General features: G+C 66.1%; 18 protein-coding genes. 10 read left to right on the top strand and 8 right to left on the bottom strand.

Annotated elements, in window-relative coordinates:
- The 3 genes from ACQY9P_RS19640 to phnX are packed head-to-tail and all read left to right on the top strand — an operon-like array spanning position 1 to position 2,938.
- On the top strand, positions 1-978 hold the full coding sequence (locus tag ACQY9P_RS19640) for an aspartyl/asparaginyl beta-hydroxylase domain-containing protein (RefSeq protein WP_421737552.1): 978 nt from the start codon (positions 1-3) through the stop codon (positions 976-978).
- Positions 975-2,117 (top strand): TIGR03364 family FAD-dependent oxidoreductase, encoded by a 1,143-nt coding sequence (locus ACQY9P_RS19635; protein ID WP_421737553.1) that lies wholly within the window; start codon positions 975-977, stop codon positions 2,115-2,117. The genes ACQY9P_RS19640 and ACQY9P_RS19635 overlap by 4 nt, the downstream gene beginning before the upstream one ends.
- Positions 2,114-2,938: a phosphonoacetaldehyde hydrolase gene (gene phnX / locus ACQY9P_RS19630; RefSeq protein ID WP_421737554.1), complete on the top strand. Its 825-nt coding sequence runs from the start codon at positions 2,114-2,116 to the stop codon at positions 2,936-2,938. The genes ACQY9P_RS19635 and phnX overlap by 4 nt, the downstream gene beginning before the upstream one ends.
- On the opposite strand, the gene ACQY9P_RS19625 is transcribed toward phnX, so the two are convergent.
- Positions 2,935-3,510: an HD domain-containing protein gene (locus ACQY9P_RS19625; protein ID WP_421737555.1), complete on the bottom strand. Its 576-nt coding sequence runs from the start codon at positions 3,508-3,510 to the stop codon at positions 2,935-2,937. The two genes, phnX and ACQY9P_RS19625, sit on opposite strands and share 4 nt — an antisense overlap.
- A 47-nt stretch (positions 3,511-3,557) precedes the next feature.
- Positions 3,558-5,687, bottom strand: coding sequence for a phosphocholine-specific phospholipase C (locus tag ACQY9P_RS19620; RefSeq protein WP_421737556.1), 2,130 nt, complete (start codon positions 5,685-5,687; stop codon positions 3,558-3,560).
- Positions 5,688-5,871: 184 nt separating this feature from the next.
- On the opposite strand from ACQY9P_RS19620, the gene ACQY9P_RS19615 reads away from it, so the two are divergent.
- Positions 5,872-6,591 (top strand): UTRA domain-containing protein, encoded by a 720-nt coding sequence (locus tag ACQY9P_RS19615; RefSeq protein ID WP_421737557.1) that lies wholly within the window; start codon positions 5,872-5,874, stop codon positions 6,589-6,591.
- Positions 6,592-6,703: 112 nt separating this feature from the next.
- Positions 6,704-7,999 carry a DUF5690 family protein gene (locus tag ACQY9P_RS19610; RefSeq protein ID WP_421737558.1) on the top strand — a complete coding sequence of 432 codons (1,296 nt, stop codon included), beginning with the start codon at positions 6,704-6,706 and terminating at the stop codon, positions 7,997-7,999.
- A gap of 103 nt (positions 8,000-8,102) precedes the next feature.
- Here ACQY9P_RS19610 and ACQY9P_RS19605 read toward each other — a convergent pair whose 3' ends face one another.
- The 3 genes from ACQY9P_RS19605 to ACQY9P_RS19595 all read right to left on the bottom strand — a co-directional run bounded on the left by ACQY9P_RS19605 (position 8,103) and on the right by ACQY9P_RS19595 (position 11,071).
- A complete protein-coding gene (locus ACQY9P_RS19605) occupies positions 8,103-10,220 on the bottom strand; it encodes a phosphocholine-specific phospholipase C (RefSeq protein ID WP_421737559.1) in 2,118 nt (705 codons plus the stop codon).
- A gap of 111 nt (positions 10,221-10,331) precedes the next feature.
- Positions 10,332-10,826, bottom strand: a complete 495-nt coding sequence (locus ACQY9P_RS19600) for a type II toxin-antitoxin system VapC family toxin (protein WP_421737560.1) — start codon at positions 10,824-10,826, stop codon at positions 10,332-10,334.
- Complete coding sequence (locus ACQY9P_RS19595) at positions 10,826-11,071, bottom strand: type II toxin-antitoxin system Phd/YefM family antitoxin (protein WP_421737561.1); 246 nt, start codon at positions 11,069-11,071, stop codon at positions 10,826-10,828. Before ACQY9P_RS19595 ends, ACQY9P_RS19600 begins: the two co-directional genes overlap by 1 nt.
- Before the next feature lie 204 nt (positions 11,072-11,275).
- Between ACQY9P_RS19595 and ACQY9P_RS19590 the strand changes: the two genes are divergently transcribed.
- Positions 11,276-12,646 (top strand): cation:proton antiporter, encoded by a 1,371-nt coding sequence (locus ACQY9P_RS19590; RefSeq protein ID WP_421737562.1) that lies wholly within the window; start codon positions 11,276-11,278, stop codon positions 12,644-12,646.
- A 52-nt stretch (positions 12,647-12,698) separates the two neighbouring features.
- Here ACQY9P_RS19590 and ACQY9P_RS19585 read toward each other — a convergent pair whose 3' ends face one another.
- Positions 12,699-14,258, bottom strand: coding sequence for a tryptophan halogenase family protein (locus ACQY9P_RS19585; RefSeq protein WP_421737563.1), 1,560 nt, complete (start codon positions 14,256-14,258; stop codon positions 12,699-12,701).
- Between the two features lie 617 nt (positions 14,259-14,875).
- Between ACQY9P_RS19585 and ACQY9P_RS19580 the strand changes: the two genes are divergently transcribed.
- From ACQY9P_RS19580 to ACQY9P_RS19565, 4 genes are all read left to right on the top strand, one after another.
- A complete protein-coding gene (locus ACQY9P_RS19580; protein WP_421737564.1) occupies positions 14,876-17,980 on the top strand; it encodes a TonB-dependent receptor in 3,105 nt (1,034 codons plus the stop codon).
- Between the two features lie 107 nt (positions 17,981-18,087).
- Entirely contained in the window at positions 18,088-18,837 is a 750-nt protein-coding gene (locus tag ACQY9P_RS19575) for a SapC family protein (RefSeq protein WP_421737565.1), read from the top strand.
- Entirely contained in the window at positions 18,834-19,865 is a 1,032-nt protein-coding gene (locus tag ACQY9P_RS19570) for a cupin-like domain-containing protein (RefSeq protein ID WP_421737566.1), read from the top strand. The genes ACQY9P_RS19575 and ACQY9P_RS19570 overlap by 4 nt, the downstream gene beginning before the upstream one ends.
- A 17-nt stretch (positions 19,866-19,882) precedes the next feature.
- Positions 19,883-21,406: a tryptophan halogenase family protein gene (locus tag ACQY9P_RS19565; RefSeq protein ID WP_421737567.1), complete on the top strand. Its 1,524-nt coding sequence runs from the start codon at positions 19,883-19,885 to the stop codon at positions 21,404-21,406.
- Between the two features lie 86 nt (positions 21,407-21,492).
- On the opposite strand, the gene aceB is transcribed toward ACQY9P_RS19565, so the two are convergent.
- The gene (aceB, locus tag ACQY9P_RS19560) at positions 21,493-23,073 is read right to left on the bottom strand and encodes a malate synthase A (protein ID WP_421737568.1); all 1,581 of its coding nucleotides are present in this window, start codon (positions 23,071-23,073) and stop codon (positions 21,493-21,495) included.
- A 103-nt stretch (positions 23,074-23,176) separates the two neighbouring features.
- Positions 23,177-23,410 carry a hypothetical protein gene (locus ACQY9P_RS19555; RefSeq protein WP_421737569.1) on the bottom strand — a complete coding sequence of 78 codons (234 nt, stop codon included), beginning with the start codon at positions 23,408-23,410 and terminating at the stop codon, positions 23,177-23,179.
- Positions 23,411-23,424: the final 14 nt, after the last annotated feature.

Raw genomic sequence — 23,424 nt, 5'->3', positions numbered from 1 at the left:
ATGCGACTTTCCCATCCCTTCTTCCAATTTCCCCTGATCTTCGACGTGGCGCGTCTGCAGGACGAGGTCGCGGCCTTGCCGTCCGAGGCCTGGACCGCGCACCCGGACCGCGTGCCGGGCAACAGCGCGGCGCGATTGATCAGCGCCGGGGGCGAAGAGACTGATTCCGTCCACGGACAGATGCTGCCGACGCGCTGGCTTGAAGCCATGCCTTACCTGCGACAGGCGCTGGCGGGGTTCGGCGTTGTCTGGAGCCGCTCACGGCTGATGCGCCTGGCGCCCGGCGCGGGCGTGCCCGAGCATGCCGATATCAACTACCACTGGCATAACCGCGTCCGGCTCCACATCCCGATCTTCACCTGGCCGGAGGTGCGTTTCCATTGCGACGGGCAATCTGTCCACATGGCCGCCGGCGAGGCCTGGATCTTCGACAACTGGCGCCGACACCACGTCGAGAACGGGGCTAGCGCCGCGCGCATCCATCTCGTCGCGGACACCAGTGGAACGGCTGCGTTCTGGCGGGTCGCCCGCGGTCAGGCGCCGCCGCGCGCGCAGTGGCGGACGGTCGCCTGGGATCCGGCGGCCGCGCCGCAACTGCTCACCGAGGGCGATCAGCGCGCGCCGGTGATGCCCGCCGCCGAGGTGCAGATGCTGGTCGATGACCTGCGCGGGGAACTGGCGATCACAACCAACACGCCTGAAGCCAGGGCGCGGGCCGCCCGGTTCAGCGCGCTGCTGGAAGATTTCGTGTTCGATTGGCGTCAGCTCTGCGCGCTGCACGGCGCCGGCGGGCGGGGCCGGCAGGACTTTCTGCGTCTGGCGCACGCCGTGCACGCGGCCGCCAGACCGTTGGCCGACGGTCTGGTGATGCGCACCAACGACGCCAGCGCGCTGCTGGTGCTGGAAAAGCGGGTGCTGCAGCACCTGGTCGCGGACGAGGTTCCGCCGCAAACGAGCCGGCTATCCGGCGAAGGATGATGAACTTGGAACAACATTTCGATCTCGCGGTGGTCGGCGCGGGCATTGTGGGCCTGGCCCACGCCCTGGCCGCCGCGCGCCTCGGCAAGCGGGTCGTCGTCATTGATCGCGACGCCCAGGCCAACGGCGCCTCGGTGCGCAACTTCGGCTTCGTGACGGTCACGGGCCAGGCCAGTGGCGAAGTGTGGCGACGCGCCCGCCGATCGGCCCAGATCTGGAACGAGGTCGCCGGCCCCGCCGGGATCGATGTGCTGCAGCGCGGCCTGACCATGGTCGCGCGTCGTCCAGAGGCCAAGGCTGTGCTGGAAAGCTTCCTCGCGACCGAGATGGCCGAGGGGTGCGCCTGGCGAGAGCCTGGCGACCTCGCCGACCAGCTGCCCCGTCAGGGTGACATTCTGGGCGCCCTGGTCAGCAAGGTCGATCTGCGGGTTGAGTCCCGCACGGCCATTCCCCGTCTGGCAGGCTGGCTGGCCGACGCGCATGGCGTGGTCTTTCTGCGCGGCGTGGCCGTGCATGGCGTCGAGACCGGACGCCTCGAGACCTCCGCCGGCGTGGTCCGCGCCGAGGCCATCGTGGTCTGTCCGGGCGATGACCTGATCACCCTGTTTCCCGAAAGCTTCGCCCGCGCCCAGGTGACGCGCTGCAAGCTGCAGATGCTGCGCCTGGCCGATCCGGGCTGGCGTCTGCCCGCGCCGGTGATGTCCGACCTGGGCCTTGTCCGTTACCAGGGCTATGCCGACCTGCCGCAGGCCGTGCCGCTGCTCTCGCGGCTGCGCGCCGAGCAGGCCCAGCATCTTGAGCATGGCGTCCACCTGATCGTTGCCCAGAGCGCCGACGGTTCCCTGGTGGTCGGCGACAGCCACCACTATGCCGCGACACCGGACCCGTTCGCCCGTGACGATGTCGACGGCCTGATCCTCGACGAGTTCGCCCAGGTGTTCGGCCAGGCGCCGCCGCCTGTCGTTGAGCGCTGGGTCGGCACCTACGCGTCGGCCGCTCGCCACAGCCTGGTCGAAGCGCCCATGGCGGGCGTACGGCTGGTGACCGTGACCAGCGGCACAGGCGCCTCGACCGCGTTCGGCCTGGCCGAGGACGTGATCGCCGACCTCCATGATCTTTCCCAAAGAGCCACCGCATGACCAACAGCTCCATTCAGGCCGTCATCTTTGACTGGGCCGGCACGATGATCGACTTCGGCTGTCGCGCGCCGGTCGTCGCCTTGCGCGAGGTCTTTGGCGAGGCGGGAGTCGATATTTCCGAAGCCGAGGCGCGGGCGGACATGGGCCGCGCCAAGCGCGATCATGTGCGGGCTCTGTTGGCCATGCCCCGCATCGCCACGCTTTGGGCTGAACGCCACGGCGTCGCCGCCGACGAGGACGACGTCACGCGTCTGCATGACGCCGTCGAGCCGAAGATGCGCGCTGCGGCCCGCGACTGCGCCAGGCTGATCCCCGGGGCGGCCGAGATCGCGGCCAACCTTCGCGCGCGAGGCGTGCCGATCGGTTCGACCACGGGCTACACCCGGCCGATGATGGCCGACATCCTGCCGCTGGCCGCCCAACAGGGCTACGCGCCTGACGTGGTGGTCTGCGCGGGCGAAACGGCGCAGGGACGCCCGTCGCCCCTCATGATGTGGAAGGCCCTGGTCGAGCTCGGCGCCTGGCCGGCGCGGGCCTGCGTCAAGGTCGACGATGCTGTCGTCGGCATCGGCGAGGGGCTGGAGGTCGGCGCCTGGACCGTGGGTCTTTCGGCCTCTGGCAACGGCGTCGGTCTGGAACAGGACGCGCTGGCGGCTCTGCCTCCCGTCGAGCGCGCCGCGCGGATCCAGGCCTCGGCGACGGCGCTACTCGAGGCCGGCGCGCACTATGTGGTCGAGAGCGTCGCCGATCTTGGCCCCGTTCTGGCGGACATCGAAGCGCGGATCCGGCGTGGCGAGCGGCCGCGACAGACGGCCTCCTAGGTCCGCGCCGGACGCTCGATCTGTTCGCGGAGAAGGTCGTGATAGCTCTCGAAGCCGGCCACGTCGGCGTCGGGGGCCTTGCCGGCCTCGTCATAGCCACGCAGCCGCAGGGCGGCCTCGGCGGCAGGTTCGGCGAGAAAGGCCTCGACCTCGCTCTCGCTCATCGGTCCACCCTGAAGGACCAGGCTCTGAAGCGACGCCTTGCTGAGGCGCGCGAGATAGGCGGGGTCGACGGCCACACGATAGCGCTTGGCCGCCACATGCAACCGGATCGGTTCGGTCACCTCGGGGCCGAACGCGCGGGCCAGGTAGCCGGCGCTGATGTGTTCGTGGCGCGTGTCGATGCCGTGGTCGGCGGCGTCTTCTCCGACCTTCTGCATCAGGTGGCCGACGTCGTGCAGCAGGGCGGCGACGACCAGGGCGGGTGGCGCGCCGTCGAGCTTGGCGTGATGCGCCGTCTGCAGCGCGTGCTCCAGTTGGCTGACGTCCTCTCCATAATGGAGGCCGCCCAGTCGGGTGAAGAGATCGGTCAGTTCGGCCACGAAGGCGTCGGCCGTGGAAAGGGAGGTCATCGAGTATCCGTGGTTGTTGACGTGACGGGGGGACCTAGACGGACGCGCTAGAGGCGCATCCGCCCGATGCCCGGGTCGGTTCGGCTGGCCCGCCCCGTCTCGAGGTGGCCGGCCAGGCGTTGGGTGAACGAGGGATCGTCCGCCAGGGTCAGGGTGAGGTCATACCAGTGGTCGCTGCCGCGCAGGTCCCAGACCGAGCGGACGGCGCCGTTTGGCTTCAGCATCAGGTTCTCGCGAGCTTCGCCCTCGGCCAGCGGATAGGCTTCGTTCATGCGCGCGGTGACCACGGCAGGACCCCCGCCCGTGCTGGTCAGGCTGACGATCAGACGGGAGCGCGCGTCAGCCGTCACCGCCACGCCGGGCTGGCGTCGCGACGCGTCGCCGGCGAAGCGCCGATAAAAGCCGTTCGGGCCATGAACGGTCAGGTCGTATGGCCCCGGCGGGCGGCCCGCGTGATTCCAGTGACCGGCCGCGTAGGTTTCGCCGGCCGCCAGGGTGAACCGCCAGGGACCTTCGCGATCGGTGTTGTCGAACACCTGAAACACGGCGCCTGTCCGGCCCTTGTTGGCGAGGTCGATCCAGAGGTCGCCGTCACGTACGCGGGCGTTGGCCGACAGCACGTAGGGCAGGGGACGAGCGCCGCGCTGCGGCCCTTCCTGCATCGAGGCGGTCTGCTTGGCGGGAATCCGCAGGGTCGGCGCGGCCTTGGAGCGGGTGACACGCGCCATGTAGTCGGCCGTCTGCGGCAGGGCCAGAGCCGTCCAGTCCTGGTTGGGCGTGGCGAAGTCGAAGGCCGAGGTCAGGTCGCCGCAAACCGTTCGGCGCCAGTCGCTGATGTTTTCCTCGCGCACCCCGAAACGCTTTTCCAGGAAGCGCAGGGTCGAGGTGTGGTCGAACACTTCCGAGCAAACATAGCCGCCCCGGCTCCACGGCGAAACCATGATGGCCGGCACGCGGATGCCAAGGCCCAGCGGATGAGCGCCAGGATTGTCGACCTTGGCCTGGCCGTAGTCCTTGGCCTCGCCGGCGACCGACACCGAACTCCACCCCTGCTCGGGCGTCAGCGGCGGCATCGGCGGCTGCATGTGATCATAGAAGCCGCCGGCCTCGTCGTAATTGACGATGAACACGGTCTTGGCGAAGACTTCGGGGTTGTCGACCAGCGCCTTGATCAGTTCAGCGCAGACGTGCTCGCCCTTCGAGGGCTCGGCCTGGGGGTGTTCGGACAGGTCGGCGGCGGTGACGATCCAGGACACCTGCGGCAGGCGGTCAGCGGCGACGTCGGCCCTGAACGCCTCGACGAGTTGCTGGCCGTCCGAGCGGGTGCGGTCGGCGCCGGTCTTGTGCTCCGACACCCAGGATCGACCGCGTTCGTACAGCGGCGAGTCCTTGGGGCAGGGGCGAAAAGGCTTGAACACCGACAGGATGTTGTCGCCGAAATTGTCGTACTCTTGGTAGACCTTCCAGCTGACCCCGGCGGCTTGCAGGCGTTCGGCGTAGGTCGTCCAGTTGTACGGCCCCCTGGCCATCACCTTGTCTTCGGCCATGTCGGCGCTGGGCGTTTCGTCCTCGCCGTAGTTGCTCATCTCGGGATCGCCGCCCACCTTGCCGCCGCCGTTGCAGCCCGTCCACAGGTGCAGGCGGTTCGGATAGGTCTGGGTCAGGGTCGAGCAGTGATAGGCGTCGCAGATGGTGAAGGCGCTGGCCAGGGCGTGGTAGAAGGGCAGATCCGAGGCCTTGTAGTAGACCATCCGCTTGTGCAGCTCGCCCGAGTGGCCCCATTGATCATACCGGCCGCCATTGACGATGGTGACCGCCGCCTGGTGGCCCTGGTCCGATCCGTCGACCGTGTAGGCGTTCGTGACCGAGGCGTCGCCGTGGAACGGCGCGACGAAGCCGTCCGGGTGTTCGGTGCTGGGCTGGCGCCAGACCGAGGCTCCGCCCGGTAGCCGCTGGGGTCGCGGATCACCCAGGCCCCGCACCCCGTTCAACGCGCCGAAATAGTGATCGAACGCCCGGTTCTCCTGCATGAAGATCACGACGTGTTCGACGTCCATGATCGTGCCGGTGCGATGTCGCGCGGGAATGGCCATGGCCCTGGCGACCGTGGCGGGAAGCAGGCCGATGGCCGCGCCCGTGACGGCGGCGGAACGCAGGAATGAGCGGCGGTCGGTCATGGCAGTCCATATCTCAATCTCATTTTTGGTATAGACCAGATGAAAATTCGCTTTGACGAAACTTTCGTGAATTCTCCGCTGCGGCATGGCCTGTTCTCGGGCGGTCGGATGCAGTTCCTTGACCCCGGTCAAGCGCCCTCCCATCCTTGACACGGCGGGATTCGACCGCCGGCCAGGTCGTCCGATGCAGCAGCCCGAGAGTCTCCAGTATATCGGCGTGCGCGATGACATCGCCGCCCGCATAGCCTGCGGCGAGTTCAAGCCCGGCGAGCGCTTGCCCTCGGAGCGCCAGTTGCAGATCGGCGGCGGGGTGGCGCGCGGCACGATTCGCGAAGCGCTGTTTCAGCTGGAAGCCGAAGGGGTCATCTATCGCAAGGACCGCAGCGGCTGGTACGTTTCGCCTCCGCCTGTGGTCTATGATCCCACCCGCTGGGAAGGCTTCATGTCCTATGTCGAGGCGCAGGGGCGGCGGCCCGAGACCGAGACGCTGAGCAAGATCGAGATCGCCTGCGACGGGCAACTCGCGGAGATCTTTTCGCGTCCTGTCGGCGCGCCGATGTCGTGGATTCGGCGGCGGCGCTGTATCGACGGACGGGCTGTATTGATCGAGAGCATCATCGTCGACGGGTCGCTCGCGCCGGGCCTCGTGGACCACGACCTGGACGGTTCGCTGACCAGCGTCCTCAAGCAGGTGTACGGCATCGGCGTCGCGCGAAACAAGGTCGACATGCAGCCCTGCGCCCTGACGCGCGACGTGGCCGAGGCCTTGCGCGTCAAGTCTGGCCTGCCGGGGCTGAGCCTGGTTCGCACCTGCTATGACGCCCAGGGGCGGGTGGTCGAGTTTGACCGCGAATACTGGCGCCATGACGCCTTGAAGATCAGCGTCGACATCCGCGTCCGATGATGGTGCTGGGTTCTCACGTGGCGCGCTCGGGCGCGTCTGTTGGGCGCGTTCGCGCCGTCATCGAACCGCCATGTCGGTGGTATAGACCAAGCGGCTCACGAGGGGCGTTTTCATGAGTTCGGGTCCGCGACGCTGGCTGGAGCGAGCCAATCCGCTGGCGTTCACTTTGTTCGCGGGGTTGGCCGGCTTTTGCGCCTACTTCTCGATGTACGCCTTCCGAAAGCCGTTCGCGGCGGCGACCTTCGGCGTGGTCGATGGCTGGTCCTTCGCCGTCGACTACAAGATCGCCCTGGTGCTGGCCCAGGTGGCCGGCTACGCGGCCTCAAAGCTCATCGGGGTCAAGGTGATCTCCGAAATCTCGCCGGCTCATCGCGGGCGGGCCATTCTCGGCTTGATCGGTATCTCATGGCTGGCCCTGTTGGCCTTCGCGGTCATCCCGGCGCCCTGGAATGTCGCGGCCCTGTTCCTGAACGGCCTGCCGCTGGGCATGATCTGGGGGCTCGTGTTCGGCTTCATGGAAGGGCGGCGCGTCTCGGAGGTCCTGGGGGCCATCCTCTGCGCCAGCTTCATCCTCTCGTCCGGCGTCGTGAAATCGGTCGGAAAATGGCTGATGGTCGACCTCCATATCTCGGCGTTCTGGATGCCGGCCGCCACCGGCGCGCTGTTCCTGCCGCTGCTGGCCGTTTCGGTCTGGGCGCTGGTTCAGTTGCCGCCGCCCAGCCCGGAGGACGAGGCCGCCCGCGTGCGTCGTCAGCCGATGGACCGCGCCCAGCGCCGCGCCTTTCTCGCCGCCTACGCCCCCGGCGTTGTCCTGCTGGTGATGGCCTATGTTCTGCTGACCGCCTTCCGTGATTTCCGCGACAACTTCGCCGCCGAGATCTGGACGGCGCTGGGCTTTGGCGAAGCGTCGGGCGTCTTCACCGCCAGCGAGCTGCCGGTCGCCGCCATCGCCCTGGGGGTGATGGGGGCGGTGATGCTGGTTCGCGACAATCTGCGGGCGCTTCTGGTCATGCACGGCGTGATCCTGGCCGGCTTTCTGCTGCTGGGCCTCTCGACCCTGGCCTTTCAGGCCCATTTCCTGACGCCCCTGACCTGGATGGTCCTCACCGGGGCCGGCCTCTACATGGCCTATACGCCGTTCAACGCCATGCTCTTTGACCGGATGATCGCGTTCAGCGGCACCGTGGGCACGGCGGGCTTCCTGATCTATGTCGCCGACGCTTCGGGCTATCTCGGCAGCGTCGCCCTGCTGGTCTGGCGCAACTTCGCCATGGTCCAGCTGGACTGGCTGGGTTTCTTCATCGCCAGCGCCTATGCGACGAGTGTGGTCGGCGCGGTCTGCACGGTCCTGGCCGGCCTCTATTTCCTGCGCCGTCGTCCGAGTCCTGCCGTCGTCGTCGCGGACTGACAGGACCGGTTACCGGACCGGGGCGGGTTGGACGGGCGGCGCCTTTTCGGCTTGTCGCCCATCCTGGTAATCGCCGGGCCTTGAAGGGCCCGGCTTGGCCCGCTTAGCCGCGATACGGCTGATCCATGATCGCCATACCGCCCATGGCGGGATCGCTGATGGTGTCGACACCCCGCTCAAGGCGTCCAGCCGCGCGGCGCAGATAGCCGGGAGCCTCAATCGACACGTCGTACCAGCCCCCGGTGGCCTCCACGCGCAGATCCGTGCGGATCTCCCGAGACGGCGCCAGGGCCTTTTTCCAGGGCCGGAAAGCCGTCTTGTAGGCGTTGGACGCGGCGGTCAGGGTTCTGGCCGCGCCGCCGGGATTGCGCAGCGACAGGCTGACCAGCTCCTGGGATGGCGATGTCAGCATGCGCAGGATGGGATCCTCGCCCGGCGCCGCGCCGATGAAGTGCCGATGAAAGCCGTTCGGACCCAGCACCCACAGGTCGTAGGCGCCGACGGGCCAGGCGTCGCTGGCCTGCTTGCCCGGCTCGACGGTGTAGCGACGTGGCGGCTGGTCCAGGCGCAGACGGTCATAGACGTGAAGCACCGCCGCCTGCGCGCCGTCGTTGGCGAGCGTCAGCGTCAGGCGGCCGTCCCGCGCGCCTTCGTCGACGCGCAGGGCGTAGGGCAGGGCGCGCGAGGGCCGGGGGCCTGTCGCCTGGGTCGGAACCGCGGGCGCGGCCGGGGTCGGCGGCACGGTGGTGCCCTTGAGCGCCGCGGCCCGATCGGCCAGAGCCCTGGTGGTGGGCAGGGCCGGAGCAAAGGGCGTGTTGTTCGGCGTCTTGAAGTCGAAGGTGGTGGTCAGGTCGCCGCAGACCGCGCGTCGCCAGGCCGAGATATTGGGTTCCATGACCCCAAAACGCGTCTCCAGGAAGCGGATCACCGAGGTGTGGTCGAAGACCTGTGAATTCACCCAGCCACCGCGGCTCCAGGGTGACAGCACATACAGCGGAACCCGGGGGCCAAGACCGTAGGGACGGCCCATCAGTTCGTCGCGTTCGGCCGAGGCCTCGGTGGGGTTGCGAACCAGATGATACTCACCGGCGGTGTCGACCGTCGAAGCGCCCAAAGTCGTTCCATCCGCGGCTTTCGAGGGCGGGGCAGGAGGCGGGACATGGTCGAAGAAGCCGTCGTTCTCGTCGAACATCACCAGCAGAACCGTGCGGGCCCAGACCTTGGGATCAGCGGTCAGGGCGTCGATCACCCGGGCGGTGTAGTCCGCGCCCTGGGCAGGGCTGGAGGGGCCGGGATGTTCGGAATCGGCGGCCGGGGCGACGATGTACGACACCTGCGGCAAGGCTCCGGCCAGCACGTCCTCGCGCAGACCGTCCAGCTTGCGCGTCGACAGCGCCAGGGCCTTCAGGCGCGGATCGGATCCCGGGAGGCCGGCGTGGCTGTCGCGATAGGTCTTGAAGCCGGCCGTCGGGTTGTCCGTGAAATTGTCGGCCATGTCCTGGTAGATGCGCCAGGTCACGCCGGCTGACAGCAGTCGTTCGGCGTAGGTCGTCCAGCGATACGGATCGGCCGCCCCCCCATCGGCCACGAGGCTGTCGTGGCTGTTGGAGATCGAGGGACCGCCATGCTGACCGGACGGGTCGTTGGTGGCCGTCCACAGGAACAGACGGTTGGTGTTGGTGCCGGTCTGGGTCGAGCAATGATAGGCGTCGCAGACGGTGAAGGCGTCGGCCATCGCATACTGGAAGGGGATGTCCTCGCGACGATAGTAGCCCATGGCGCGTTCGGTCTTGGCGGCCGGCCAGCGATTCATGCGGCCTTCGTTCCAGGCGGCCTGGGCGTCAGACCAGCCGTGCGGCGTGCCCTCGACCCGCATGTGCGCGAAGGTCTTGAGGGTGTCCAACGGGAAGGGGGAGATCAGCGGCGGCCCGCCTTTCGTCGTGTCGTTGGCCTGGGTCCAGACGGTCTTGTGGCGCAGGCCCTGACTGTCGGGCAGGGGGATCGGGAAGCGATCGCCAAAGCCCCTGACCCCGTTCATCACGCCGAAATAGTGATCGAAGGCGCGGTTTTCCTGCATCAGGATCACCACGTGCTCGACGTCCTTTAGCGTGCCGGTCCGCACGTCCGCGTCGATCGCCAGGGCTTTGGCGACGGCGGGGGGCAGAGCCAGAGCGGCCGTGGCCGAGAGCAGGAAGGCGCGACGATCTACTGAAGGCGACATGTCGATTCCGAAAGGTAAGGAGACTCAGATGCTGTGTAGCCACGCCTCATGTCCGTGCGGTGACAGGCTGCGCGTCCAAGCCTGTCTCGTCGAACGCGGAGAGCCCCCTGTCTATCCGCGGACGAAGATATTTCTCAGCCACAGGGAGCTGGACTTGGTGGCCTGTCCCCAGTCTTCGTCTTCGACGGCTTCGGGCGCGTAACCCCAGGGATTGAAGAGTTTCACGCGGGAGGCCTTGAAGGCGGCCGTGTCACGCGTCACCAGGGTCAGGCCGTGTTCGAGCGCCGTCGCCGCCAGCAAGGCGTCACGCGACGAGCCGAGGGGGATATGAGCCCGACGCCGCACGACCGCGGCGTCCACAGCCAGGATGCGCCCTTCGAAAGCGGGGGCGACCTGATTGTCCAACCACTGACGCAGCGCGGTTCCCGCAGCCTTGTCCTTGCGCTCGACCCGGGCGGCGCCGGCGTCCAGTTCCAGCAGGCTGATCGCCGAGAGGAACAGGGTGGCGCTCTGTACGCCCGCGGCCCATGCGGCCAGGCCTGTGTCCGTGGCGCCAGACTTGGCGTTGCGCAGTTCGAAGACGATGTCGGTGTCGAGCAGGTACATCAGTCGCCCCGGCCGTCCCAGGCGTCGGTCGAACGCGCGGCGTCGAGATCGATGGCCGGCAGCCCCGGCATCGCCAGCAGGTCAACAATGGTTTCAGCCTGGCCGGTCAGCTTGCGATAGGTCTCGACGTTCATCAGCACATGGGTCGCCTGGCCACGATCGGTGATGAAGACCGGCTCTATCCGCGCGGCCCGCTTGGCCTGGCTGACGTCCTGATTGAAGTCGCGGCTGGTGATGACCTTCATGTGCCTACAAGCCTACATTGACAGCGTTGCCTTGTAGGTACGTTACTACATTGTGATGTTCCGGCAACACGAAATTCCCCTGCAAAAACATAATGCTACCCAGGGCGTCGACGCGGAGCTTTTCACTTGCGCCCTTCAGTGGACTCTGCGCGCCTTTCGGCAACGGCGAGCGAAACGTCGAGCCATAAGTACGGGGGGACACGCTTGTCCGATATCCTAGCCAGCATCATCAGCACCGTGGGCGGCATTCTATCCCCGCATGGTCCCGCCACGGCAGCGGGCGCGCACAGCTACGCGCCGGGCGATTTCAGCGTGCATTTCTTCCTCCAGCTGGCGGTGATCCTGCTGGCCTGTCGCGTGGTGGGATGGCTTGGCCAGAAGCTGCTGGGGCAGCCCCAGGTCGTCGGCGAGATGATCGCGGGCGTGGTGCTGGGCCCGTCGCTGTTGGGTCTTCTGTTCCCGCAGTTTCAGGGCATGCTGTTTCCCAAGGAGACCAAGAACGTTCTCTATGTCGGCGCCCAGTTGGGCGTGGGGCTCTACATGTTCATGGTCGGGACCAGCTTCCAGGCCGATCATTTCAAGGCCAAGGCCAGGAGCGCCGCCAGTGTTTCCTTCGCCGGCATCGCCGCGCCGTTCCTGATCGCCGTGCTGATCACGCCGTTCCTGATCAAGGTCCCCGGGCTATTCGCGCCGGGTATCTCACAGGCCAACGCCACCCTGTTCATGGGCGCCTGCATCGCCTTGACGGCGTTTCCGATGCTCGCCCGGATCATCAATGAGCGGGGCCTGGCCAAGACGTCCCTGGGCACGCTGTCCCTGACCGCCGGCGCCTTCGACGACGCCTGTTCCTGGTGCGTCCTGGCCATCGTTCTGGCGACCTTCGGTGGTGGCCCGGGCGTGGCCATCCTGGCGATCGGCGGGGGGCTGTCCTACGCCCTGTTCCTGATGCTGTTTGGCCAGCGCCTGCTGGCGCCGCTGGGTCGGATCGTCGAGCGCGAAGGCGAGATGAGCCTTACGATCCTGGCCATCACCATGATGCTGTTCTGCCTGTCGGCCTTCCTGATGGACGCCGTCGGCATCCACGCCATCTTTGGCGGCTTCATGCTGGGCGCGGTCATGCCGCGCGGCAGGTTCGTCGAGGAGTTGAAGAGGAAGGTCGAGCCTCTGGCGGTGGTCCTGCTGCTGCCGATGTTCTTCACCTATTCGGGGCTGAACACCCGGATGGACATGGTCAACTCGCCGCAGCTGCTGCTTATCGCCTTTGGCATCCTGCTGGCCTCGATCCTGGCCAAGGGCGTGGCCTGCTACGTCGCCGCGCGCCTGACGGGCGAGGACAACCGCACCGCTCTGGGTATCGGGGCCCTGATGAACTCGCGCGGCCTGATGGAGCTGATCATCATCAATATCGGGCTGCAGAAGGGTATCATCGGCCCGACGCTGTTCTCGATGCTGGTGCTGATGGCGATCGTCACGACCGTGATGGCCAGCCCGCTGTTCGAACTCTTCTATGGTCGCAAGGCCCGGGAGTCGGGCGAACTCGAGGCGCTGGACACCGCCGCCGCCAAGGTCGTCTAGCGGTTCGCTTGCGACTCCAGGTCCCCGTTCCATTGGGACGGGGGCGTCCCCGTCAGGCGTGCTCGACGGCGGGATCGAAGCCGAAGCGGTTGATCTGCTGGATGAGATCGCGGTGACTGGGCAGGTCGTGGGTGGCGCGTTCGCCGAAACTGCGGATCTTGGCGAACAGCTTTTCAGCGCCGGCGACATCCGGAAACTCGCTGCGGCCAGGCGACAGGTCGGTTTTGAAGCCCATCCCATAGAGAATGTACTGGTAGTTGAAGAAGGCGAAGGTCTCGAGATCCAGGATGAAGTCGTAGCGGGTCGGCGGCCTGTAGCGCCACTGCTCCAGCAGATCGGCCAGCCGTTCGGGGATCGAAGCGGGATCGGCATTGTCGCGCCAGAACGGCTCGGTCCGCTGGCTGAGGCAGTAGTGCAGCTTCAGGAAGGTGATGATGTTTTCATAGCGCGCCGTCATCAGCTCGTTGAAGCGGAAGGCTGGCGCGCTGATCGGGCCATTGTGCGGGAAGAGTTCGGCGATGATCGCCACCGCCGCCTCGATCAGCACCACGCCCGTGGATTCCAGCGGCTCCAGGAAGCCCGCTGACAGGCCCACGGCCACGCAGTTCTTGATCCATTGCTTCTGGCGATAGCCCGCGTCGAACGGAATGGATCGCGGCGAGATCTCGACGCCGGGACCAACATAGCGCCGCAGGATCGCCTCTGCCTGGTCATCGCCCAGATGGTCGCTGGAATAGACGCATCCGATTCCGCGCATGCCATTCAGGCCGATGTCCCAGGTCCATCCGGCCTCATGGGCGGTCGCGACCGTAAAGCTCTGGATGGGGGCGTCGGGGCGCTCGTAGGGGATCTTGCAGGCCAGGGCCCGGTCGGCGAACAGGGTGGGGCGGGCCGACTTGAACGGCGCCTTGAGGGCCTGGCCGATCAGTTCGGCCCGAAAGCCCGTGCAGTCGATATAGAGGTCCGCCTCCAGCCTGCCATGGTCGGGCGAGGTCACGTGGTCGATCGCGCCGGTCGCGTCCAGTTCCACCTGGCCCAGCATTCCCTGGATGTGACGCACGCCCAGCTCGCGGGCGCGTTCGGCCAGCACCAGGGCCAGCTTGGCGGAGTCGAAATGGTAGGCGTAGTTCAACGGCCCGGAAAAATTTCCCTCGTGCGGTCGCTTGGGCGCGCGTTGGGCGTCGGCGACGCGCGCCTGGATCGTCATCGCCTCGGCGAAGGGCGCGCGGGTGGCTTCATCCTGCAGCAGCCAATAGGGCGCCAGGCTGGTCCCGTCAGTCGAGAAGGGGGCTTCGAACGGATGGAAATACTGGTGGTGGTCGCCATTGTCTTTCGGCGCCCAGGCCCAGTCGGTGAAGCGGATGCCTTGCTTGAAGGTGGCGGAGGTCTCGCGGATGAACCGCGCTTCGTCGATGCCCAGGAACTGTAGGGTCGCGCGGATGGTCGGGAAGGTGGCCTCGCCGACGCCGATGATACCGACCTCCGGCGACTCCAGAAGCGTGATCTCAAGATGCGCCTGTTGGGCGATCCGCAGCGATTTGGCCAGATAGGCCGCGGTCAGCCACCCGGCCGCGCCACCTCCGACGATCAGGATTCTGCGTCTGTGATCCATCCAGTCTTGATAGCGGTTCTCGGCCGGCAGGTGTTCTAAATTGCGTGTCTTGCGCCGCGCGGGCGCGCGTCTGCGGACCGCCCGAGGTCATCCGCATGTCCGGTCACGGCGCGGACTGCTTGCCAAGGGTCATTGGCCGTCCCTGAGTTCGTGGCTGTCCGGATCTTCCCCTTGCGCGTCGGCCAAAAAAAGGGGGCCGTCAAAAGCTTGGCGGCCCCTAGCAGAGGGGGAGTTGGGCGTCATGACCTACTGAAGTCATGAACCACTTCCGGTACCGCTACCATCGCGTCGCTTGGTGGTCAATCCTGCAAACATCTTTGGGTTGTGTTGCGGCTATGCCCGCAATTTTTTCACTGATGAAAGAAAATGCATAAATCACAATCTTTGTCCAAATAGTGGGACTGGGCTTAAATAATACTACAAACAGCGCTGTCAAAATTGTCTTCAAGGCCAAATCTTACCCTTGACCCGTCTCGCAAACCGATGTTACCGCTACCGTCATCTTCGCTGTTAAGTTGTTCAGATTGGGGTGAGCCCCCCGGCCTGTGTCATTTTTTACGGCGCTGAAAAAAACAAATTCGCTCCGGTCTTCGGGGCTCTTGCGCGGGGAAACGACCATGAAGCGGCAACGCAGACTCACCACATCTGTATCTTTGATAGCGCTGTCAGCAATGCTGGGCGCGGGGCACGCCTATGCGCGTCAGGCTGCGGACAGCCAGGCGGTGGAAGAGGTGGTCGTCACCGGGATCCGCGCGTCGCTGGAACGCTCCATCGCGATCAAGCGCACCAACAGCGGCGTCGTCGACGCGATTTCCGCTGAAGACATGGGCAAGTTCCCCGACACCAACCTGGCCGAGTCCCTGCAGCGCATCACCGGCGTGTCGATCGACCGCACCAACGGCGAAGGCTCGCAGGTCACGGTTCGCGGCTTCGGCGGCGGTTTCAACCTGGTGACCCTGAACGGTCGTACGATGCCCGCCGCGAATGTCGCCACGGTCGGCGGCGACCAATCGGCGGACTTCGCCTCCGGCACCAGCCGCTCGTTCGACTTTTCCAACCTGGCGTCGGAAGGCGTGACCACGCTGGAAGTGTACAAGACCGGCCGCGCGGCGATCCCGTCGGGCGGCATCGGCGCCACCATCAACGTCAAGACCCGTCGCCCGCTCGAGGCGCGCGAAACCGGCTTCAGCGGCAGCCTCGGCGCCAAGGCCGTCTATGACGAAGGCGCGGACAAGTCGCTTTCGGGCGCCGACAAGATCACGCCGGAAGTTTCGGGCCTGCTCAACTGGCTGGACGAGTCCGAAAAGTTCGGCGTCAGCCTGTTCGGCAGCTATCAGAAGCGCAACTTCACCAGCCGCGCGGCCACGTCCAACGACTGGAACATCCGCAAGTATTCGGACTTCCTCAATCCCGCCAACGGCTTTGTCCGCAACGGCGGCGCGACCCAGATCACCAACGCGCCGAAGAGCGGCGACACCTGGGTGGCGATCCCCAATGACAGCCGCTACCACTTCGCCGAAGGCGAGCGGGAACGCGTCAATGGTCAGCTGTCGGTGCAATATCGCCCGATCGAGAACCTCCTGATCACCGCCGACGCGCTGTATGCGGAAAACAAGTCCTTCGAACGCCGCAACGACAGCACCAACTGGTTTAACCGGCCCTTCGACAAGGTGACGTTCGACAACAATCCCGTCGTCGCCACGGCGGTTCTGCTGCAGGAAAACCTCAGCGGCACCAAGGATATGGGCTTTGAACAGCAGTATCGGGCCAACAAGGACAAGCTGCAGTCCTTCGGCCTGAACGGCGTCTGGGACGTGAACGACCGCTTCCACGTCGCGGTTGACGGCCACGTCTCCAAAGCCGACAGCGCCCCCGATGCGCCCAACGGCACCAGCATGACCTCGGTCAGCATCGGCGCACCGATCATTTCCAGCCACTCGGTGGACTACAACGGCGACATTCCGGTCCAGGCGTTCACGATCAACGACGCCGCGCCGCGCGGTAACGGCAACGGAAAGCTCGACGCCGGTGATCTGGGCAGCCAGGTGGCCCGCACCTCGGCCCAGCGCCAGCGCAACGACATCAAGGAAATCCGGGCCGACGTGACCTGGGATCTTGATGACAATGGCAGCCGGTTCGACTTCGGGGCGGACTACCGCACCTCGAAGATGATCCAGACCACCCTGAACACCCAACAGGACCTGGGCAGCTGGGGCATTTCCAATCCGGGCGACGTGGCGCAATACGCCGGCAGCCTGGTCAGCAGCTTCTGCCTGTCCTGCCAGTTCAACACCTATGACGCGCATCAAAGCGGCTCGGGCCTGACCTCGTTCCGCGCCGACGCCATCAAGTTGTACAACGCGCTGTCACCGGCCTATGTGGCGAAGGGTAATCCCGTCGGCGTCACCGGTCAGGACAACAACCGGGTCGACGAAGACATCACCGCCGCCTACGCCCAACTCACCTGGAAGGCGGACCTGGCCGGCCGTCCCGCGACCCTCGTCGCCGGCGCGCGCTATGAGCGGACCAAGGTCAATTCCGTCTCGCTGATCCGTTCGCCGCGGGCCATCGTCTGGACCGCCGACAACGACTTCCGCATCGACACGACCGCGACCTATGTGCCGGTCTCCGGCGAGGGCAAGTACGACAACCTGTTGCCGTCCCTGGACTTCCAGGTCGATCTGCGGGACGACGTCGTCGGCCGGTTCTCGTTCAGCCGCACCATCGCGCGTCCGGACTATGGCAACCTGTTCGCCTCCAAATCGGCCGGGGCTCCCAACCGCCCGGTGGCCAACGGCGCCATTCCGCTGGGCACCAGCGGCAACCCCAACCTCGAACCGCTGATCTCGGACAATTTCGACGTCTCGCTGGAGTGGTACTACAAGCCCAGCAGCTACATCTCGGCCGGCTTCTTCGAAAAGCGGGTCAACAACTTCGTCGGCACCGGCACCGTCACCCAGAACCTGTTTGGTCTGCGTGACGCCAGCTCCGGCGCGGCGGGAACCCGCTCGGGCGACGCCAAGGCGCAACTTACCGCGATCGGCGCTGATCAGACCGACGTGAACCTGTTCACGATGACGGCTCTGATCAACCAGCTCGGCTCGGTGGCGGCCGCATCGGCGCAGTACCAGGCCAATCGCGGTCCGGGGGGCGACCTGAAGCAGGCCTTCGTCGACCAGATCCTGGCGGCTTATGACATCGAGCCCAATTCGTCGGATCCGCTGTTCAACTTCCAGGTGTCGCAGCCGATCAACAACAAGACCGGCAAGATCCATGGGTTTGAAATCGCTGGTCAGCACTTCTTCGGCGACACCGGCTTCGGTATCGCCGGCGCCTACACCCTGGTTCGGGGTGACGTCGATTTCGACATCGGCGCCAACCCCAGCCAGGATCAGTTCGCGCTGCTGGGTCTGAGCGACACGGCCAACGCCACCCTGATCTACGACAAGAACGGGTTCTCGGCGCGTCTGGCCTACAACTGGCGCGACCGGTTCCTGCAACAGACCAACCGTGGCGGCTCGCGTAACCCGGTGTTCGTCGCGCCGTTCGGTCAGCTGGACTTCAACGTCAGCTACGATGTGAACGAGAAGCTGGCGCTCTCGCTGGAAGGGATCAACCTGACGCGTGAAAGCCTGCGGACCTACGGCCGTAGCGAACACGAGCTGTGGTTCGCCCAGGAGCTGGATCGCCGCATCCTGCTCGGCGCGCGCTACCGCTTCTAGACGACACCTACGCTGGAGAAAGGGAAAGGCCGCTGCTCACGCAGCGGCCTTTTTCTTCCGAAGCGGCGTAGGATTAAGCAAGGGACCGTTCGACGCGAAAGGCGCGCATGACCAACAGAGTGCTGCTTAACAATGTCGATCACGCCGATCTGCGGGCGATCGTCGGCTACGGCCCCAGGTTTGGCGACAACGTCAATCAGGCGCTTCTCCTGCCGACGGAGTTCGAGGAGGCCCAGCGGGAATATCCGATCCTGCTGCGCAAGGATCCGCAAGGCGACTATCAGGCGGTGGCCCTGCTGGGCCTGGACCGTGACGAAAACCTGTTTCTCGACGGCGGGGAGTGGCGCGCACGCTACGTGCCGGCGGTTCAGCAGCGGGGCCCGTTCTCGATCGCGTTGCAGGACGCCAAGGACGGCGGGGCGCCACGGCCGATGATCCACGTTGATCTGGACCACCCGCGTGTCAGCACGAGCGAGGGCTTGCCCCTGTTCCTGCCGGCCGGCGGCAATGCGCCCTATCTGCAGCACATGATCGGTGTCCTGGGCGCCATCTATGATGGGCTGGAGGTCGCCAAGCCGATGTTCGCCGCCTTCTCGGAGCTGGATCTGATCGAGCCGGTCGCCATCGCGATCGAGCTGGTGGATGGCGCGACATACGACCTGCCAGACTTTCACACGATTGCCGCCGATCGGTTGGCGGCGCTGTCGGGGGGCGATCTCGAGCGGCTCCATCATTCGGGTCTGCTGCGCGCCGCCCAATGGCTGGTGTCGTCGATGGGCAATGTCCAGCAGCTGGTGGAGATGAAGAACCGCCGACTGGTCATGGCGCGGGCGGGCGAGGGGCTGGCGACGCCATGACAGGCGCTGCGCGAAAGGTCCTTGAGACGACGGTCGCGTTGTTCGCCGACATTCCGTTCGCGGCCGTTCTGCAGGGCCAGACGCCGATGGTGTTCAAGGGACTGGCGCGCGACTGGCCCCTGGTTCGCGCGGGTCTGAGCTCCAGCCAGGACGCCATGAGCTATCTGCTGTCCCACGACCGGGGCGGGCCTCTGTTGGCCTATGTGGGCGAGCCCGAGATCAGGGGGCGTTTCTTCTACGACGACAGTCGGACGAAGATGAATTTTCGGGCCGAGCGGGCCGGCCTTGGCGAGATCCTGGAGCGGATACAGGCCGGGCTGCACGAGGCCGATGGGCCCTCGCTGTATGTGGGCTCGACCGACCTCGACACCTATTTTCCCAGCCTGGGCCGCGAAAACGATCCAGGCCTGGGCCCCGAGACATTCGGGTCCGAGCCGCCGTTCGCCAGCCTGTGGATCGGCAACCGCACGGTGGCCTCCGCCCATTTTGACATGTCCAACAACCTCGCCGTCTGCGCCGTGGGACATCGGCGCTTCACGCTTTTTCCGCCTGACCAGGTCGCCAATCTCTATCCCGGCCCGCTGGAGCCGACGCCCGGCGGCCAGGTGGTGAGCATGGTCGACTTCGACGCCCCCGACTTCGAGCGACATCCCGGCTTCAGGCAAGCCCTTGCCAACGCCCAGGTGGCCGAGCTCGAGCCTGGCGATGTGCTTGTCTATCCCGCCCTGTGGTGGCACCAGGTCGAGGCGCTCGACCCCTTCAACGTGCTGGTGAACTATTGGTGGAACGCCGCGCCGGGCTTCATGGACACCCCCATGAACACCCTGCTGCACGGCCTGCTCAGCCTTCGGGATCGACCAGATTTCGAGAAGCAGGGCTGGAAGGCGTTGTTTGACTATTACGTGTTTGGCCGGGCCGATCGCGCCGCCGAGCATCTGCCTGAGCCCGCGCGAGGTCCCTTGGGGCCGATGGATGTTGTGACGGCCAGGCGTTTGCGGGCGTCGCTGCTCGACCGGCTGAACCGATAAGAACAAGGGAGGACGCCATGAACGGTCAGATCGTGAAACGGGTGGTCATCGCGGGCGGCGGCACGGCCGGCTGGATGGCGGCGGCGGCGCTCTGCAGGCAACTGGGGCCGTTGCTGGACATCACCTTGGTCGAGTCCGACGACATCGGCACGGTCGGGGTAGGGGAGTCGACCATCCCGACGGCGCGCACCTTCAATGCGCTGTTGGGCATCGACGAGCAGCAGTTCATGCGCGAGACCCAGTCGACGTTCAAGCTGGGGATCTCGTTCGAGAACTGGGGCCAGATCGGCGATCGCTACATTCATTCGTTCGGCCAGGTCGGCAAATCCACCTGGATGGGCGGCTTCCACCACTTCTGGCTTCAGGCCCGGGCGCAGGGCTTCGGGGGCGACCTGGGCGACTATTGTTTCGAGCTGAAAGCTGCGGAGGCGGAAAAGTTTTTCACCGACGACAAGGCCTCGATCAACTACGCCTATCATCTGGACGCCACCCTCTATGGGCAGTTCCTGCGCAGGATGAGCGAAGGCAAAGGGGTCCGGCGCATCGAGGGCAAGATCGCCAGCGTCAGGCAGCGCGCAGGCGACGGCTTCATCGAGGCCCTGGTCATGGACTCCGGCGCCGTGGTGGAGGGGGATCTCTTCATCGATTGCACCGGCTTTCGCGGCCTGCTGATCGAGCAGACGCTGAAGACCGGCTGGGAGGACTGGAGCCACTGGCTGCCGACCAACAGCGCGCTCGCGGTGCAGACGACCTCCACCGGACCGGCCGTCCCCTATACGCGGGCGATCGCGCACAAGGCCGGCTGGCGATGGAAGATTCCGCTGCAGCACCGCGTGGGCAATGGTCTGGTCTATAGCAGCGACCACATGTCGGACGACGAGGCGCGTCAGATCCTGACGGACGCTGTCGAGGGCCAGATGCTGACCGAGCCGCGGGTGATCCGCTACGGCGCGGGCCGTCGCCGCAAGACCTGGTCCAAGAACTGCGTGGCCCTGGGACTGGCCAGCGGCTTCCTGGAGCCGCTGGAATCGACCTCGATTCACATGATCATGATCGGCGTCACGCGGCTCATGCAGCTGTTCCCCTTCGGCGGGTTCAACGAAGCGCTGGCCGACCGCTACAACCGCCTAGCCGAAGACGAGCTGGAAAAGATCCGGGACTTCATCATCCTGCACTACAAGGCCACCGAGCGCGCCGACAGTCCGTTCTGGGACTACTGCCGGATGATGGATATCCCCGATAGTCTGGCCCAACGCGTGGCGCTGTTCCAGGAAAACGCCCAAGTCTATCAGGCCCCCGGCGAACTCTTCCAGGTCGACTCATGGCTGCAGGTGATGCTGGGTCAGAGGATGGTCCCGGCCAGCCACCATCACATGGGTCGGATGATGCCGCCGGCGCAACTGCGCCAGGCGCTGGAAGACCTGAAGGGCAATATCGCGGGCGCGGTCGCCAGGATGCCCAGCCACCAGGATTTCCTGGATCGTTATTGCCCGGCCGAGACGCCGAAGGCTGGCGGCGCGCGCATCGGAGCCGCAGGCTAGCCCTTCGACCGGAGCCTGGAGCGCCGGGTCCGGACAAGGGTGTCGGCGACCTGACGATGCAGGTCCCGACACCCCGATCCCGACGATCAGTCGATCAGTTCATAGGCCGGCAGGGTGAGGAACTCTTCCAGCGCGTCGGCCAGGACCATGCGCGAAAACAGGTGCGCGGCCTCTTCCAGGCGGTCGGACGGGAAGTCGCGGCGCAGGCCGGTCATCTCGTCGGTCAGCAGGCTGACGAACAGCTGTGAGGTGATCTCCCGGCCGTCGTCGAGGTCGGCGCCCAGCCTGATCCACTGCCACAGCTGAGTGCGGCAGATCTCGGCCGTGGCCGCGTCTTCCATCAGGTTGTAGAGCGGCACCGCGCCCCGGCCCTCGATCCAGGCCTGGGTGTAGCGCACGCCGACGCGGATGTTTTCGCGCATGCCCTCTTCGGTGCGCACACCCTTGTGCAGCTCCAGCATCTGGGCCTGGGTTATGGTCAGGTCCTCCAGGCGCTTACCCAGCTGGTTGGGCGTCGGCATCAGGCGGTCGAAGACCTCCATGGCCACCGGGACCAGGTCGGGGTGGGCGACCCAGGTGCCATCGTGGCCGGCTCCGGCCTCGCGTTCCTTGTCGGCGCGGACCTTGGCGAAGGCGGCCTGGTTGGCGGCCTCGTCGCCCTTGATCGGGATCTGCGCGGCCATGCCGCCCATGGCGAAGGCCCCGCGGCGGTGGCAGGTCTGGATCAGCTTCAGCGAATAGGCGCCCAGGAAGGCCTGGCCCATCACCATCGTCGCGCGGTTGGGCGTCAGATATTCCGGGCGGCGGCCCAGACGCTTGATGAACGAGAAGATGTAGTCCCAGCGGCCGCAGTTGAGGCCGGCCATGTGGTCGCGCAGTTCGTAGATGATCTCGTCCATCTCGAAGGCGGCCGGAATGGTCTCGATCAGGGCCGTGACCTTGATCGTGCCGTTCGGAATGCCCAGCGCGGCCTGGGCGTGAACGAAGACCTCGTTCCACAGGCGGGCCTCCAGATGGCTCTCCATCTTGGGCAGGTAGAAATAGGGGCCCGAGCCCTGGGCCAGCGACGTCTTGGCGTTGTGGAAGAAATACAGGCCGAAATCGAACAAGGCCCCGCTGACGGGCAGGCCATCGACCTCCATGTGGCGTTCAGGCAGGTGCCAGCCACGCGGACGGATGACGAGGACGGCGGGGTTGGCTCCCAGCGCGTAGCTCTTGCCGGACTTCGGATCCACATGGGTCAGCGCGCCGGCCCAGCGGTCCTTCAGATTGACCTGGCCTTCGATCAGGTTGGCCCAGGTCGGAGAGGTGGCGTCCTCGAAGTCGGCCATGAACACCTTGGCCCCGCAGTTGAGGGCGTTGATGATCATCTTGCGATCGACGGGGCCGGTGATCTCGACGCGGCGGTCCTGCAAGTCCGCCGGGATCGGGGCCACGGTCCAGTCACTGGCCCGGACATCGGCCGTCTCGGCCAGGAAGTCTGGAGCCTCGCCGGCGTCGAAGCGGACCTGACGGGCGACGCGCAGGGCCAGCAGTTCGCGACGACGGGCGTCGAAGCGGCGGTGCAGATCAGCCACGAAGGCCAGGGCTTCCGGCGTCAGGATCTCTACCGCGCGACCTTCGACAGGGCCGGTGATCTGGATGTGGGCGGCGATGTCGAGGGGCATGGGAGATCCTGTAGGCGGTCTTGTGGCCAAGGTCAGTGTATCTAGCTCAGTCTGTCATCCCGGCCGCAGCGCTGCGCGCTTGGCCGGGATGACAGTCTTAGGATCAGGCGCTCTTTTCGGCGCTGTTGGCGCGGACGGTCGGGACGATCTGGTCGCCCCAGTTGCCGGCGCCGTCATGATGGCGCGAGGTGCGCACCAACTCCACCGAATAGCCGGCCTCGATGGCGCGGCGGACGGCTTCGTTCAGGCGGTGCGAGGCCTCGGCCACCCGATCGACCGCGCGTTGTTCGGCGGTGGAGTTCGGCATGGCGGCGGGAGCAAATTGCGTAGCGGACATGGTTGAATCCTCGA

Source organism: Caulobacter sp., assembly GCF_965279145.1.
Lineage (GTDB): Bacteria > Pseudomonadota > Alphaproteobacteria > Caulobacterales > Caulobacteraceae > Caulobacter.
This window is presented reverse-complemented; position numbering and strand designations above follow the sequence as displayed.

Bases quoted from the DNA above. Each gene is read 5' to 3' on its own strand.
- ACQY9P_RS19640 (WP_421737552.1), top strand. From the start codon at position 1: ATGCGACTTTCCCATCCCTTCTTCCAATTTCCCCTGATCTTCGACGTG.
- ACQY9P_RS19635 (WP_421737553.1), top strand. From the start codon at position 975: ATGATGAACTTGGAACAACATTTCGATCTCGCGGTGGTCGGCGCGGGC.
- phnX (WP_421737554.1), top strand. From the start codon at position 2,114: ATGACCAACAGCTCCATTCAGGCCGTCATCTTTGACTGGGCCGGCACG.
- ACQY9P_RS19625 (WP_421737555.1), bottom strand. From the start codon at position 3,510: ATGACCTCCCTTTCCACGGCCGACGCCTTCGTGGCCGAACTGACCGAT.
- ACQY9P_RS19620 (WP_421737556.1), bottom strand. From the start codon at position 5,687: ATGACCGACCGCCGCTCATTCCTGCGTTCCGCCGCCGTCACGGGCGCG.
- ACQY9P_RS19615 (WP_421737557.1), top strand. From the start codon at position 5,872: ATGCAGCAGCCCGAGAGTCTCCAGTATATCGGCGTGCGCGATGACATC.
- ACQY9P_RS19610 (WP_421737558.1), top strand. From the start codon at position 6,704: ATGAGTTCGGGTCCGCGACGCTGGCTGGAGCGAGCCAATCCGCTGGCG.
- ACQY9P_RS19605 (WP_421737559.1), bottom strand. From the start codon at position 10,220: ATGTCGCCTTCAGTAGATCGTCGCGCCTTCCTGCTCTCGGCCACGGCC.
- ACQY9P_RS19600 (WP_421737560.1), bottom strand. From the start codon at position 10,826: ATGTACCTGCTCGACACCGACATCGTCTTCGAACTGCGCAACGCCAAG.
- ACQY9P_RS19595 (WP_421737561.1), bottom strand. From the start codon at position 11,071: ATGAAGGTCATCACCAGCCGCGACTTCAATCAGGACGTCAGCCAGGCC.
- ACQY9P_RS19585 (WP_421737563.1), bottom strand. From the start codon at position 14,258: ATGGATCACAGACGCAGAATCCTGATCGTCGGAGGTGGCGCGGCCGGG.
- ACQY9P_RS19580 (WP_421737564.1), top strand. From the start codon at position 14,876: ATGAAGCGGCAACGCAGACTCACCACATCTGTATCTTTGATAGCGCTG.
- ACQY9P_RS19575 (WP_421737565.1), top strand. From the start codon at position 18,088: ATGACCAACAGAGTGCTGCTTAACAATGTCGATCACGCCGATCTGCGG.
- ACQY9P_RS19570 (WP_421737566.1), top strand. From the start codon at position 18,834: ATGACAGGCGCTGCGCGAAAGGTCCTTGAGACGACGGTCGCGTTGTTC.
- ACQY9P_RS19565 (WP_421737567.1), top strand. From the start codon at position 19,883: ATGAACGGTCAGATCGTGAAACGGGTGGTCATCGCGGGCGGCGGCACG.
- aceB (WP_421737568.1), bottom strand. From the start codon at position 23,073: ATGCCCCTCGACATCGCCGCCCACATCCAGATCACCGGCCCTGTCGAA.
- ACQY9P_RS19555 (WP_421737569.1), bottom strand. From the start codon at position 23,410: ATGTCCGCTACGCAATTTGCTCCCGCCGCCATGCCGAACTCCACCGCC.